Source organism: Acinetobacter sp. 1294596, from assembly GCF_000582925.1.
In the GTDB taxonomy this organism is placed as follows: domain Bacteria; phylum Pseudomonadota; class Gammaproteobacteria; order Pseudomonadales; family Moraxellaceae; genus Acinetobacter; species Acinetobacter radioresistens.
The window spans coordinates 1-13,951 of record NZ_JFCC01000008.1 but is presented as its reverse complement, the minus strand read 5'-3'; the positions used below and the strand labels follow the sequence as shown (position 1 = coordinate 13,951).

13 protein-coding genes are annotated in these 13,951 nt (G+C 45.8%); 9 read left to right on the top strand and 4 right to left on the bottom strand.

Annotated features, from left to right (window positions below; all coding sequences use genetic code 11):
- The gene (locus J502_RS05020) at nucleotides 1–225 is read left to right on the top strand and encodes a hypothetical protein (RefSeq protein WP_034683345.1); all 225 of its coding nucleotides are present in this window, start codon (nucleotides 1–3) and stop codon (nucleotides 223–225) included.
- 110 nt (nucleotides 226–335) lie between these two features.
- Nucleotides 336–1,271, top strand: coding sequence for an aromatic amino acid DMT transporter YddG (gene yddG, locus J502_RS05015; protein ID WP_034683344.1), 936 nt, complete (start codon nucleotides 336–338; stop codon nucleotides 1,269–1,271).
- Between the two features lie 42 nt (nucleotides 1,272–1,313).
- On the opposite strand, the gene J502_RS05010 is transcribed toward yddG, so the two are convergent.
- From J502_RS05010 to J502_RS04995, 4 genes are all read right to left on the bottom strand, one after another.
- Entirely contained in the window at nucleotides 1,314–1,808 is a 495-nt protein-coding gene (locus tag J502_RS05010; RefSeq protein ID WP_034683343.1) for a hypothetical protein, read from the bottom strand.
- A 298-nt stretch (nucleotides 1,809–2,106) separates the two neighbouring features.
- On the bottom strand, nucleotides 2,107–3,306 hold the full coding sequence (sbmA, locus tag J502_RS05005; protein WP_034683342.1) for a peptide antibiotic transporter SbmA: 1,200 nt from the start codon (nucleotides 3,304–3,306) through the stop codon (nucleotides 2,107–2,109).
- Between the two features lie 226 nt (nucleotides 3,307–3,532).
- Nucleotides 3,533–5,218 (bottom strand): AMP-binding protein, encoded by a 1,686-nt coding sequence (locus J502_RS05000; RefSeq protein ID WP_005016010.1) that lies wholly within the window; start codon nucleotides 5,216–5,218, stop codon nucleotides 3,533–3,535.
- Between the two features lie 151 nt (nucleotides 5,219–5,369).
- Nucleotides 5,370–6,002, bottom strand: coding sequence for a TetR/AcrR family transcriptional regulator (locus J502_RS04995; RefSeq protein ID WP_005404936.1), 633 nt, complete (start codon nucleotides 6,000–6,002; stop codon nucleotides 5,370–5,372).
- A gap of 153 nt (nucleotides 6,003–6,155) precedes the next feature.
- On the opposite strand from J502_RS04995, the gene J502_RS04990 reads away from it, so the two are divergent.
- From J502_RS04990 to J502_RS04960, 7 genes are all read left to right on the top strand, one after another.
- Nucleotides 6,156–7,328 (top strand): isovaleryl-CoA dehydrogenase, encoded by a 1,173-nt coding sequence (locus J502_RS04990; RefSeq protein ID WP_034671957.1) that lies wholly within the window; start codon nucleotides 6,156–6,158, stop codon nucleotides 7,326–7,328.
- A gap of 33 nt (nucleotides 7,329–7,361) precedes the next feature.
- On the top strand, nucleotides 7,362–8,969 hold the full coding sequence (locus J502_RS04985; protein WP_034683340.1) for a carboxyl transferase domain-containing protein: 1,608 nt from the start codon (nucleotides 7,362–7,364) through the stop codon (nucleotides 8,967–8,969).
- 9 nt (nucleotides 8,970–8,978) lie between these two features.
- Nucleotides 8,979–9,770 (top strand): enoyl-CoA hydratase-related protein, encoded by a 792-nt coding sequence (locus J502_RS04980; RefSeq protein WP_005016022.1) that lies wholly within the window; start codon nucleotides 8,979–8,981, stop codon nucleotides 9,768–9,770.
- A gap of 41 nt (nucleotides 9,771–9,811) precedes the next feature.
- Nucleotides 9,812–11,803, top strand: coding sequence for an acetyl-CoA carboxylase biotin carboxylase subunit (locus J502_RS04975; protein ID WP_034683338.1), 1,992 nt, complete (start codon nucleotides 9,812–9,814; stop codon nucleotides 11,801–11,803).
- Nucleotides 11,800–12,705 (top strand): hydroxymethylglutaryl-CoA lyase, encoded by a 906-nt coding sequence (locus tag J502_RS04970; RefSeq protein WP_005016028.1) that lies wholly within the window; start codon nucleotides 11,800–11,802, stop codon nucleotides 12,703–12,705. Before J502_RS04975 ends, J502_RS04970 begins: the two co-directional genes overlap by 4 nt.
- A gap of 29 nt (nucleotides 12,706–12,734) precedes the next feature.
- Nucleotides 12,735–13,442 (top strand): CoA transferase subunit A, encoded by a 708-nt coding sequence (locus J502_RS04965; RefSeq protein WP_034683337.1) that lies wholly within the window; start codon nucleotides 12,735–12,737, stop codon nucleotides 13,440–13,442.
- A 2-nt stretch (nucleotides 13,443–13,444) separates the two neighbouring features.
- The coding region (locus tag J502_RS04960; protein WP_034683335.1) for a 3-oxoacid CoA-transferase subunit B at nucleotides 13,445–13,951 on the top strand (507 nt) is incomplete at its 3' end.

Here is a 13,951-nt window from a genome sequence, read left to right as displayed (position 1 = left end):
ATGACACCTGAACTCTTACTCACCATCATTCAAATTGCCATTGGCATATTTATAGCAGTGATCATCATTTTGCTGATGATTCCAAAAAGCCGTAAATGGCTCGCTGAAATGCAACCTACACCCCACAGAAAACAACGTAGCGAAGACTTTGTCTTTGGAATGGATTTTATTCTCTACCCGATTTACTGGTTGATTAAACTCATCATCGGGATATTCAAATCATAAAGCTATTCTTAACGGAAATTTGAAATCTGCTCAAAAAATGCCACTTTTCCCATATTGGAAATTGATTAATTAGAATAGAATCTGCGCATTCTCCCATCCCCCCCATTACCATGTCCAAAAACCTCGCTACCCTGATTGGCTTCAGTGCTATTTTACAGTGGTCGTCTATCGTGGGTTTACTGAAAAAAGTTAGTGCAAATATCGGTGCAGATTTAGCTGTGCTATTTATGTATAGCTTAAGTGCGGTACTACTGTTTGCCCTGTTTCGTATTCCTAACTTAAAACAAATTCCGCGTAAGTACCTCTTTGGGGCAACAGCATTATTTGTAGTGTATGAAATCTGCTTTTCCTACGCCATTGCCCTTGCCCAAAACGCACAACAAGCCATTGAAATCAGCCTAGTCAATTACCTGTGGCCGAGTATGACCATCTTGATGCTGATTCTATTTAAAGAACTGAAATTCAATAAGTGGGTGATTTTAGGTTTAGGGATTAGCCTTGCAGGCGTGTTCTATATTCAAACTGGGAATGGTGCGATTGATCTTGCTGCGGTGATTAGCCATATGCAAAGTAATCCGCTGAGTTATGGCTTGGCATTTATAGGCGCAAGTTTATGGTCACTGTATTGTGTGATGACTAAAAAATATAGTCAGGGACATAACCCGATTACCCTATTCTTTATTGCGACTAGTGCTGTGTTATGGCTCAAAATGCTCGTACTACATCCTGAGCAATTCGCGCAAATCGTTCATATTGATGCCACAACGCTGATGTATATGCTGATGGTTTCTACTGTGACAGGACTCGGTTATGCGGCTTGGAATATCGGCATTAACCGCGGCAATATCACCATGCTGGTCACACTGTCTTACTTTAGCCCGATTTTTTCACCCATCATGTCGATGTGGATTTTACAAACACCTCTATCGAAAACCTTTTGGCTTGGGGCAATCATGGTGACATTGGGTTCATTTGTGTGCTGGACTTCGACCAATTGGCATGAGCTTAAACAACGTTTTATCACGATGCGGTTAAGACAGACTTGAACCGCAGCTTTTTACTTATACAACTTATTTTTATCCGAGATTTTAACGGGTAACACCCAACTTATTCCAAAGATCCGGCGTCAAGAAAGTTGTTACCAGCTTATTCAAATCTACATATTTCAGAACACCATTAAGCTGCTGTTTAATTTCAGGCGTTTTAAGAATTTCTTCACCTGTAATACTGCCTAACTCTTGAAAACTGCCTCCCACCGCCTGCAAACCTTCAGTCTGAATCACCGCCTTGGTCTGTGCCGAACATTGCTCTACCAGTATGCGTTGCAGCACAGTGGCCAGATTCTTATCTAATGCTTCCTTTTGTGTCGCAGTCACATTACTAAAGGCCTTTAAGTCGGGATGATTGCCCAATGCCACAAAGGTCCATTGCAGAACTACGGTTTTATCGGTGGGGGTGGTCGATTTCATCAAACAGTTACTGAGCTGATCCACCGTTGGGCCAGCCAATGCAATCTGAGAGGCCCCTAGTAAGGTTGCCCCTATAAAAAGTCCGCGAAACTTGCTCAAGGATATAAGCGCCATAGTATTTCCCTGCTTTTTAATATTGGGCCAATTACATAAAACCGTTTATTTGTAGCATACCGGCTGTTGGTTTACCTGTTATGACTGTGTAAATAGGTGCATTAGAAAGTTTATAGAGAAACCATGAAGACAATGTTCCGTAGACATCAAAAGTTTTCTAATTCCTTAATAACAATAAGCAGGGAACTGTAGCGTAATAACAGACTGCGGCTTATAGTCAGCAAAACCGGTATATAGGGAATTGACCAGATTCTTTATATTAAAAAAACCCGCCGAAGCGGGTGGAGTAAAAGCAGCTTTAATCATCTAATACGGCTTCAAAGGTCTTGAGACGTTTATAGATCGATAACAGCTCGATAATCGTTTTCCAGGACATAATCAGATACTGAAATGATTCACGGACTTTATCGAAAACATTACCAATCTGGTTGATCAGGCCCAAGGTCATCTTGCCGGCTGCAATAGCAGGGAAAAGCACGACCAGACTGTAGAGGATATCAAGCTGGCGGTACCAGGTTGCCACCAGATTAAAATAGGCGTAATGAAAATATAAACGGAAATAGTTCTGGCGTACTCGGGAAAACAGCTCTTTTAAGGTTGCCGGCTGGGCTCGGTCTGCATAGTCTTCACCATATACCAGCTCTTTACGGTAAGCTGCCTCAACTTTCTGGTTATTAAACTCAAGGCCCGGTAACTTGACACCCACCACCATGAGCAGAACCGTACCAAAGATAGCCCAGACAATGGCTGCCCAGACCAGTGAGTGTTCTACCTGCCCCACCAGCGGCAATTCCGGTACATGCCGGGAGAGCTCAAATAAGATTGGCAGGAATGCAACCAGAACCATAACCGCTTTAATCAGCTCGACCCCTAAATCTTCCATAATAGTGGCAAAACGCATGGTGTCCTCCTGAACCCGCTGTGATGCTCCTTCAACATGACGTAACCGGTCCCAATGCGCGGTATAGTATTCATTCATTGCGGTACGCCAACGAAAAATATAATGACTGGTAAAGAAAGCATTAATGACCATAATAGTCACTGCTACCATGGCAATATATAAAAAGGTCAAGGTACCCATATACAGGTCACGGATATTACCGCCACCGCTACTCAGCATTCGCTGAATTAAATCCCAGAATGGCCCATACCACGCATTAATAGCTACACTGACCTGTACGCTAAACCAGATATTAAACAGAATAAATGCCGAGCCCCATACCGACCAACGTTGCCAGGGATGATTTGCTTTAAACCGCCAGAAAATGGCAAAGATCGTAGTAGCTACGAAGTACCACAGGTAAAACCAGAGAAATGCCGGAGACCAAAACCGGCTAACCCCAATGGGCAGTTCAGCCTGAGCATAATCTGATGGAAAGCCCAGCCAGCTTCCCCACTCCCGTCCGCCTGCTACATACCAGAGCAGCAGGTTGACTATGAACCAGAACAGCAATGACAGAAAAAATACTTTGGGTTGTGGAAAAAAAGATTTAAACATGCAACCTGTGATTCCTTTTATTTTTTATAAACGGCATTGAACTGATAAATTACACGTGTGGCTGGTCAAGTACCAGTCTCTTGATGAATGGACCGGTCATTTTTAGTTTATTATTTTTCTATAGCAGGTTTCCAGCAGTTCTTCTTTGACTGTCAGCATCAGTATTTAAGATGCTAAATATCACAAAAAGCAGGGCCAGTGCCCTGCTTTTTATAAGTGCACCAGATTAGGAAACCTTTAAATTGAGTTCCTGTTGCATCATTTCACGGATTTTATATTTCTGGGCTTTGCCTGAAGCAGTTAAAGGAAAAGCTGTTACAAACCGGATATAACGCGGCACTTTCTGGTGCGAGATATGTTCCTTGCAGTACTGTCGGATAATTTCTTCACTGGTATTACTATGCGGATGCAGGATAATACAGGCGCAAAGTTCCTCACCATATTTCTGGTCAGGCACACCTACAACCTGTACATCAGACACATCGGGATGAGTATATAAAAAATCCTCTATTTCTTTAGGGAACAGGTTTTCCCCTCCCCGAATGACGACATCTTTAATACGGCCCTTAATCTGGATAAAGCCCTGCTGGTCCATTTCCGCCAGATCTCCGGTATGCATCCAGCCAGTCTGATCAATCACTTCTTTAGTTTTTTCTTCATCTTCCCAATAGCCCAGCATGACTGAATAGCCCCGGGTACATAGTTGGCCAAGTTTGCCGCGCGGTACAATCTTGCCGTTACGGTCGATAATCTTGATTTCTACATGCGGATGTATGCGTCCCACTGTATTGACCCGGGTTTCAATCGGGTCATCTACCATACTCTGGGCACTTACCGGCGAGGTTTCAGTCATGCCATAGCATATGGTCACTTGTGACATATGCATGCGGTCGATCACACGCTGCATAATCTCACGCGGACACGGACTGCCCGCCATAATTCCGGTACGCAGGCTGCTCAGGTCAAACTCGTTAAACTGCTCATGTTCCAGCATGGCAATAAACATGGTAGGCACACCGTAAGCAGCCGTACATTTTTCCTGTTCAATAGCCTTTAAACTGCTAAGTGGATTAAACACATCACATGGATAGACCATTGCAGAACCATGAGTTACACAGGCCAGATTTCCCATGACCATACCAAAACAGTGAAATAGTGGTACCGAAATACATACTCTGTCCTGCGGGGTAAGTAAAATTCGTTCACCAACAAAATAGCCATTATTCAGAATATTGTTATGGGTCAGCATGGTCCCTTTGGGGTTACCGGTAGTACCAGATGTAAACTGGATATTAATAGTTTCATCGAATTGTAATTCCTGACCGATATTTTGCAGCGCCTGCAACTGCTCTGAGGTAGGTGAAGTCAGTAAGTCATCGAAACAGTGGAAAGCAGGATGAGCCTGATCATCAATTTTTATCAGATGTTTTAAATGCGGCAGTCGCTGTAAAGACAGTTCACGGCTTTGAGTTTCATGCAGCTCAGGAACAATCTTGAGTAAAATTTCCTTAAAGTTACTTGTTTTGCACTGTACTGCCATAATCAGGCCAACACAGGACACCTTGTTGAGCACATATTCAAGTTCATGACTGCGATAAGATGGATTCAGGTTGACCAGAATGATACCTGCCTTAGCCGTGGCAAACTGTGCAATAGTCCATTCCACACAGTTGGGTGCCCAGATTGCAAGGCGATCACCTTTTTTTAGTCCCAGCTCAAGCAGATTACAGGCAAAGGCATCAACCAGTGTTCTCAATTCTGCATAACTGATGCGACGATTTTGGTGAACCGAGACAACGGCATCCTGTGCAGTATATTGCGCACATGCCTGATCAAATTTCTGTCCAATGGTCATGCCCAGTAAAGGTTGCTCACTTGCACCAGATGCATAACTTAATTGTGTATCTGTCATTGAATCCTACTCCTTGATTCATTGTCATTGTGTTTTTCAGATTGTTATTCGGGGTCGATACATGACCCCGGTTTTCATTGTGTTTTACGTATTGTTATGTGCAATTCTTTGTTCAGTTCTTTCTTATCCATACAACAGGCATGTTTAGGTGTTAATTTTCTCCTTGTACCGGTTGAGGTGCACGAACGACTGCCTGCAGACAGAACTCGGCTACATAACGGACAAAGTCCTGCTTATCAAACTTTTTACGGCGAGCCGGGTCAATCGGCTCGACTACAGCAAAAGTCATGGCACCAACAATACACAGGGCTGCGGTATTGACATCGTCAAAACTGAAATCTCCACTTTCCTGACCTTCTTTCAAAATATCAATAATGGCATTCTTGATTAGCTGCTTAACCCGTACACGCTCAATTTCGATAGCCACATCGACTGGTTCGAAGATGAGTGAATAAGCCAGCTGCGGTCCGGTAAGTGCGCGTTTTACAAAGGCTGTAACTGCCTTAAACAGTTTTTCTTTTGGCGGCAGGTCTTCCCGGTAAATGGACTCAAGAATGCGGATTTCCTGCATGGCAGCGTCGGTCAGGACTTCCACCAGTAACTGGTTTTTTGAATTAAAGTAACGGTAGACCAGACCGCTTGAAATACCGGCCAGTTCTGCAATGGCATTAATCTGGGCATCTTTAAATCCCCCACGAGCAGTCAGGTCACGTGTAGCCTGTAAAATGGCCAGCCGGTTCTGCGCCATCCGTTCTTCCATCAGAGAAGATCTTTTATAGTTCATAAGAAAAATATTATTTACTTCACGCCTTAAAATGAATTATAAATCATTTTATGAATAAAGGTTCACTTTTTTAAAAAATAATTGTATTGTGAACTCAGGTCACAACAAATACAGCTGCGAAATAACAAATACAGTTCTACAGGATGGTAGAGAATGAATTTACAAACAATTGATTTTGGAATAGATAATACCCTAAAAGCCCTACAGGAATCGGTTCAGAACTTTGCCAAAAAGGAAGTGGCGCCTCTTGCGGCCAAGGCCGATCAGGATAATCTGTTTCCAGCGCAACTGTGGAAAAAAATGGGTGACATGGGCCTGTTGGGCATGACCGTCTCTGAAGAGTACGGCGGCAGTAATATGGGTTATCTGGCTCACATTCTGGTCATGGAAGAAATCTCGCGGGCCAGTGCATCTATTGGCTTGTCTTATGGTGCACATTCTAACCTCTGTATCAACCAGATTCACCGTCATGGTACTGAAGCACAGAAACAGCGTTACCTGCCAAAACTGGTATCTGGTGAATATGTAGGAGCGCTGGCAATGTCTGAACCGAATGCCGGTTCAGACGTGGTAAGTATGACACTTCGTGCTGACCAGAAAGGCGACCACTATGTATTAAATGGTTCAAAAATGTGGATCACCAATGGTGGTGATGCTGACGTATTGGTGGTCTATGCCAAAACCGATCTGCAGGCAGGTGCCAAAGGCATGACGGCCTTCTTAATTGAAAAAGACATGAAAGGCTTTAGTCATGGCCAGCATCTGGACAAACTGGGGATGCGCGGCTCTAACACTTCCCCTCTATTTTTTGATGACTGTAAAGTACCCGCCGAGAATGTACTGGGTGGAGTGGGCAATGGTGTCAAGGTACTCATGAGTGGACTTGATTATGAACGCGCTGTACTAAGCGGTGGTCCGCTTGGCATTATGGATGCCTGTCTGGATATTGTGATGCCCTACCTGCATGAACGTAAGCAGTTCGGTCAGGCACTAGGCGAGTTCCAGTTAATGCAAGGCAAAATTGCCGACATGTATTCGACCTGGCTGGCCTGCAAGGCTCTAGTATACAGCGTAGGTCAAGCCTGTGACCGTGCTGATCATGGCCGTGCTCTGCGTAAAGATGCAGCGAGCGCCATTTTATATTCGGCTGAAAAAGCCACTTGGATGGCCGGTGAAGCAATTCAGACTTTAGGTGGTAATGGTTATATCAATGACTTTGCTACAGGGCGTTTATGGCGCGATGCCAAACTGTATGAGATCGGTGCCGGCACTTCAGAAATCCGACGCATGCTGATTGGCCGTGAGCTGTTCAACGAAACAGCCTGATCCCTTTAACCTTAATGCACAAGGATGACTGCCATGAACCAGATTGCAATCAAGATGAATAGCCGCAGTGAAGAATTCAAACAGAATAAGCAGGCCATGCAGGAACTGGTCGATGACCTGAACCAGCTGGCTGCCAAAATCCAGCTGGGTGGCGGAGAAAAGGCCCGAGAAAAACATCTGGCCCGGGGTAAACTGCTACCACGTCAACGTATCGAACGCCTTCTAGATACAGGCAGCCCTTTTCTGGAAATTGGCCAGCTGGCTGCCTATGGCTTGTATGACAATGATGTACCTTCTGCCGGGGTAATTGCCGGGATTGGTCAGGTGCATGGTGTACAGTGCATGATTATTGCCAATGACGCCACAGTTAAAGGTGGTACCTATTATCCGCTTACAGTCAAAAAACACCTTCGGGCCCAGGAAATTGCCGAGCAGAACCGGCTGCCCTGCATCTATCTGGTAGACTCGGGAGGAGCTTTCCTGCCTCTCCAGGATGAAGTATTTCCAGACCGCGACCATTTTGGCCGGATTTTCTATAATCAGGCACAGATGTCTGCCAAAGGCATACCGCAAATTGCAGTGGTCATGGGCAGCTGTACCGCAGGGGGTGCCTATGTACCGGCCATGTCGGATGAAACCATTATTGTGCGTAATCAGGGCACATTTTTTCTCGGTGCCCCGCCACTGGTCAAGGCAGCCACAGGCGAAGTGGTTACTAGCGAAGATCTCGGCGGTGGCGATGTCCACACCCGTCTTTCCGGTGTTGCCGACCATCTGGCTGAAAATGATCTGCATGCACTTGGAATCACCCGCAGGATTGTAGCCAACCTGAACTGGAAAAAAGCAGCACAGCTTCAGCTAAAAGAGATTGAATCACCATTATTTGATGCCGAAGAGCTATATGGCATTATTCCGAGTGACAGCCGCAAACCTTTTGATGTACGGGAAATCATTGCACGAATTGTTGATGGTTCACGCTTCGATGAATTTAAGGCACGGTTTGGAACTACGCTTATTACAGGCTTCGCTCATCTGTATGGTATGCCGGTCGGAATTATTGCCAATAATGGCATTCTCTTTTCCGAATCTGCCCAGAAAGGCGCACATTTTATTGAACTGTGTACACAACGCAAAATTCCACTGCTATTCATTCAGAACATTACCGGCTTTATGGTTGGCCGCCAGTATGAAAATGAAGGAATTGCCAAACATGGCGCCAAACTGGTCATGGCAGTTGCTACAGCCAAAGTTCCTAAAATCACGCTGGTAATTGGCGGCTCATTTGGCGCCGGAAACTATGGCATGTGTGGCCGTGCATACTCACCGCGCTTTATGTGGACATGGCCTAATTCACGTATATCGGTCATGGGTGGCGAGCAGGCTGCTAGTGTTCTTGCCACTTTACGCCGCGATGCCATTGAGAGCAAAGGCGAAAACTGGACTGCCGAGCAGGAAGACGAGTTCAAAAATCCGATTCGACAACAGTACGAGCGCCAGGGCCATCCTTATTATGCCTCTGCCCGACTGTGGGATGACGGGGTAATTGATCCTGCACAAAGCCGTCAGGTACTTGCACTCAGTTTGTCCGCGGCCTTGAATGCTCCAATTGAAGAAACCCATTTTGGCGTATTCCGCATGTAGGAGAGATTCATGAAGCATTTTGAACTGATTGAAATTAAAGAGCAGCCTAATGGAGCCACCTATATCTGGCTAAACCGTCCAGAACTGCACAATGCCTTTAATGCACAATTAATTGCCGAGCTCAGCCAGTGTTTTGATGCGCTAGAGCAAAACGTGAATACTCGTGTGGTAATACTGGCAGGCCGCGGCAAAAATTTCTCTGCTGGCGCAGACCTGAACTGGATGAAAGCAGCCCGTCATTTTAGTAGTGAAGAGAACCAGCAGGATGCCATGAAGCTGGCCACCATGCTGCATAAACTGGCTCATCTTAGACAGCCCACCATTGCCCGTGTGCATGGTGCAGCACTAGGAGGCGGGTTAGGCCTGGCCTCGGCCTGTGATATATGTATTGCCAGCGAAAAAGCAATGTTTGCAACCTCTGAAGTACGTTTGGGACTGGCTCCCTCTACCATCAGTCCCTATGTGATTCGGGCCATTGGTGCGCGTCAGGCTTCACGTTACTTTTTAACTGCTGAGCGGCTTTCAGCACAGCAGGCTAAAGCCATCGGACTGGCTCATGAAGTCTATAGTGCCGAAGCACTGGATACAGGCATTCAACAAATAATTGAACAGCTGCTATTAGGTAGTCCGCAGGCACAAACGGCTTCCAAACAACTGATCGACACTGTAGCCGAACAGGAACTGACTGCTGAACTTATGCAGCAGACCGCAGCTCATATTGCAAGATTACGGCTGGGCGAAGAGGCACAAGAAGGCCTGAGTGCCTTTTTGGAAAAACGTACACCGCACTGGTGCGCTTAAGGCCATTTTCCACAAAATCATAAAAAGCAGGATAAAGGATTATGTTTAAGAAAATTTTAATTGCGAACCGTGGTGAAATTGCCTGTCGTGTCATCCGTACTGCCAAGGAACTCGGCATTCAAACTGTTGCGGTTTATTCTGAAGCTGATGCCGAGGCACAGCATGTTAAACAGGCAGATGAAGCCATCTGTATTGGTCGTGCTCCAGCCAGTGAAAGTTACCTGAAAATTGAACGGATTATAGAAGCAGCACTGCTAACCGGTGCAGAAGCGGTCCATCCGGGTTATGGCTTTTTATCTGAAAATGATGATTTTGCACTAGCCTGCCAGCAAAATGGTATCGAATTTATTGGGCCGCCGGTGGAAGCAATCCGGGCAATGGGTCTAAAAGCTACCTCTAAAGCACTCATGGAAAAGGCCGGTGTGCCGTTGACACCAGGTTATCATGGCAAAAATCAGGAGCCGGATTTTTTAAAACAGCAGGCCGATGCGATTGGCTACCCGGTGCTGATTAAAGCCAGTGCAGGTGGTGGCGGTAAAGGCATGCGTCTGGTGGAACGCAGTGAAGACTTCTTAAGTTCTCTGACCTCATGCAAGAGCGAAGCTCGATCAAGTTTTGGTAATGAAGATGTATTAATTGAACGTTATGTCACGCGCCCAAGACACATTGAGGTTCAGGTTTTTGGTGACAAGCATGGCAATTATGTTCATCTGTTTGAGCGTGACTGTTCAGTACAGCGCCGTCACCAGAAGGTTCTGGAGGAAGCCCCTGCTCCGCTGATGCCAGAAGAAAAACTGGAGGCCATGCGCCAAGCTGCGATTGACGCCGCACGCGCTGTCAACTACGTAGGTGCCGGTACAGTCGAATTTATTGTCGAGCAGGATGGTACGGCCTATTTTATGGAAATGAATACTCGCCTGCAGGTCGAACATCCGGTGACTGAAATGATTACCGGACAGGATCTGGTCGAGTGGCAGCTACGGGTTGCCTATGGTGAACCTCTACCTAAAGCTCAGGCGGATCTTTCTATTCAAGGTCATGCCTTGGAAGCTCGGATTTATGCAGAAGATCCAGATAATGGCTTTTTACCCTCGATTGGTAAAATTCATTTTCTGCAATACCCACAGCAGAATGCACATGTGCGGGTAGATAGCGGCATTATTCAGGGCGACAGCATCAGCAGCTTTTATGACCCGATGATTGCCAAGCTGATTGTCTGGGGCAAAACCCGTCAGGATGCACTGCGCCAGATGCAGCATGCCTTGCAAAACTTTTATATTCAGGGTGTGGGTAATAATGTAGCTTTCCTGCACCGTCTGGTGGGGACTGGATCATTTAGCCAGCCAAACTTAGATACTGGACTGATCGAGCGTGAAAATATCCAGCTGTTCAGTTCAAAGCCTGAGATTAAACCATCTCTACTGGCACAAGCTGCTGTCCTCCATCTGCTTCAGCAGACGTTAAAGCACTCCCTGCCGCATGATCCTTGGCAACAGCCTAACTTCTGGCGATTGAACCAGCAGGCTAAAACCCATGTTCAGTTACGCCATCAGCAGGAAATTTATGATATTGAACTGGCTATCTTAAAACAGGGCTATCTGGTTAAGGTCCATAATCAAGATTTTAAAATTTCTGGCGAACTGACTGCATCTAATACAGCCCATCTCCAGATAGATAATCATCAACATAAGCTATGCTTTGTAAAGTGTGACTCAAGTCTGGTGCTCTTTGAACAGGCACAACCCTATGAGTTTGAAATTATTGATCCGTATGCCCATGTAGAAGGTGAGGCTGAAGAAGCAGGTAATCTTAAGGCACCTATGCCAGGCATTATTACTCAGGTACTGGTAGAGCAGTTTGCTCAGGTCAAAAAAGATGAACCGCTTATGACACTGGAAGCTATGAAAATTGAATATACCATCCGGGCACCACAGGACGGTATCATTAACAATCTGTTCTTCCAGTCTGGTGATCAGGTCGCTGCGGGTGATGAATTGCTGGATTTCTGTATTGAAGCGGAGGCCTCTGCATGAATGAAAGTATCAGGATTGTTGAAGTCGGTGCACGTGATGGCCTGCAAAATGAAAAAAGTGTGATCACTTTTCAGCAGCGTTACGAGTTTCTTACTCGCCTGATGGCAACGGGGATTAAAGCGATAGAAGTGGGCTCTTGTGTATCGGCAAAGTGGGTTCCACAAATGGCTAACAGTGATGAACTTTATGCACAGCTCCCGAAACAGGATGATATTTCACTGAGTCTGCTAACTCCTAATTTGAAAGGTTTTGAAGCCGCCCTTCAGGTGAAGTGTCAGGAAATTGCAGTTTTTACGGCAGCCTCAGAAAGCTTCACTCAGAAAAATATTAATTGTTCGATTCAGGAGAGCCTTGAACGCTTTCAAGATATTATGCAACAGGCCAAACAGCATAATATTCGGGTGCGTGGTTATGTATCGTGTATGGTGGACTGCCCTTATGAGGGTGCAATTTCCCCCCAGAAAGTTGCAGAAGTTGCAAAGACTTTATATGACATGGGCTGTTATGAAGTATCGTTAGGTGAAACTATTGGAACCGCTACACCATTAAGGGTTCGCGCAGTCTGGAAAGAATGCCTTGAACTCCTGCCAAAAGAAGCTCTGGCTGGGCACTTTCATGACACTTATGGTATGGCAATTACTAATATCTATGAGTCGATTCAGCAAGGAATCCGTAGCTTTGATTCTTCAATCTCGGGACTTGGTGGCTGTCCTTATGCCAAAGGTGCTTCAGGTAATGTTGCAACTGAAGATGTCTATTATCTGGTTAGCCAGATGGGTTTTGATACGGGCATACAGCTCGAAAAACTGATGGCAGCCGCAGACTATATTGCAGAGGTATTGCATCGGCCTAATCCGTCTAAATTTGCACAGGCCTATAAACAAAAACTTTGCACAGTATAAAGTCCATAAAAAATTAAGGATGAGGTCCTATGAATAATAAAGTTTATCCCTCAGCATCCGATGCGTTAAAAGATATTGTACAGGATGGTCAGCAGATTGCTGTAGGCGGATTCGGCCTGTGTGGTATTCCTGAAGCTCTGATTTCAGCTCTAGAAGAAACCGGAGTAAAAGACCTGACCTGTATTTCCAATAATGCAGGAGTAGATGACTTCGGTTTAGGAAAGCTGCTGGCTACCCGTCAGATCAAGAAAATGATTTCATCCTATGTTGGAGAAAATAAAGAATTTGAGCGTCAATACCTGAGTGGTGAACTTGAAGTTGAACTTACCCCTCAAGGTACGCTGGCCGAAAAACTGCGGGCCGGCGGTGCTGGTATTCCCGCTTTTTTTACCCAGACCGGCGTAGGCACTCTCATTGCTGAAGGGAAGGAAGAGCGAGAGTTCAACGGCAAAACCTATATCATGGAAGAATCACTGACAGCCGATATATCGCTGGTTAAAGCCTATAAAGCCGACAAAGCCGGAAATCTGGTCTTTCGTAAAACCGCACAGAACTTTAATCCGGTCTGTGCCATGGCCGGAAAAATTACCGTGGCTGAAGTTGAACAGATTGTCGAGATTGGTGAGCTGGATCCGGATGCTATTCACCTGCCGGGAATCTATGTTAACCGTATTGTACTCAATGCCACACCTGAAAAACGGATTGAACAGATGACACTGAAAACGGCGGAGGGATAAATATGGCTTGGTCACGTAATGAAATGGCACAGCGTGCCGCACAGGAACTCGAAGACGGATTCTATGTCAACCTGGGTATTGGATTGCCGACCCTGGTCGCCAACTATATTCCAGAACAGGTCAATGTCTGGCTCCAGTCTGAAAACGGTTTACTGGGGATTGGAGAGTTTCCAACTGAAGAAACGGTGGATGCTGATCTGATCAATGCGGGTAAGCAGACCGTAACAGCCCGGCCCGGCGCTGCATTTTTCTCAAGTGCTGAGTCCTTTGCCATGATTCGTGGTGGACACGTCAATATTGCGATTTTAGGGGCAATGGAAGTTTCCGAACAGGGAGATCTGGCCAACTGGATGATTCCGGGCAAGAAAGTTAAGGGCATGGGCGGAGCCATGGATCTGGTTGCAGGTGTACAAAAAGTCGTAGTGCTGATGGAGCACTGTGCGAAAGATGGAACACCAAAAATTGTAAAACAGTGTAGCCTGCCACTTACAGGTAAAGGTGTAGTCCAC

What these genes read in the sequence shown, in the direction of transcription:
- J502_RS04995 (WP_005404936.1), bottom strand. Translation starts at nt 6,002, where the DNA reads ATGAACTATAAAAGATCTTCTCTGATGGAAGAACGGATGGCGCAGAAC.
- J502_RS04985 (WP_034683340.1), top strand. Translation starts at nt 7,362, where the DNA reads ATGAACCAGATTGCAATCAAGATGAATAGCCGCAGTGAAGAATTCAAA.
- J502_RS04990 (WP_034671957.1), top strand. Translation starts at nt 6,156, where the DNA reads ATGAATTTACAAACAATTGATTTTGGAATAGATAATACCCTAAAAGCC.
- J502_RS04970 (WP_005016028.1), top strand. Translation starts at nt 11,800, where the DNA reads ATGAATGAAAGTATCAGGATTGTTGAAGTCGGTGCACGTGATGGCCTG.
- J502_RS04980 (WP_005016022.1), top strand. Translation starts at nt 8,979, where the DNA reads ATGAAGCATTTTGAACTGATTGAAATTAAAGAGCAGCCTAATGGAGCC.
- J502_RS05010 (WP_034683343.1), bottom strand. Translation starts at nt 1,808, where the DNA reads ATGGCGCTTATATCCTTGAGCAAGTTTCGCGGACTTTTTATAGGGGCA.
- J502_RS04975 (WP_034683338.1), top strand. Translation starts at nt 9,812, where the DNA reads ATGTTTAAGAAAATTTTAATTGCGAACCGTGGTGAAATTGCCTGTCGT.
- sbmA (WP_034683342.1), bottom strand. Translation starts at nt 3,306, where the DNA reads ATGTTTAAATCTTTTTTTCCACAACCCAAAGTATTTTTTCTGTCATTG.
- J502_RS04965 (WP_034683337.1), top strand. Translation starts at nt 12,735, where the DNA reads ATGAATAATAAAGTTTATCCCTCAGCATCCGATGCGTTAAAAGATATT.
- J502_RS05000 (WP_005016010.1), bottom strand. Translation starts at nt 5,218, where the DNA reads ATGACAGATACACAATTAAGTTATGCATCTGGTGCAAGTGAGCAACCT.
- J502_RS05020 (WP_034683345.1), top strand. Translation starts at nt 1, where the DNA reads ATGACACCTGAACTCTTACTCACCATCATTCAAATTGCCATTGGCATA.
- yddG (WP_034683344.1), top strand. Translation starts at nt 336, where the DNA reads ATGTCCAAAAACCTCGCTACCCTGATTGGCTTCAGTGCTATTTTACAG.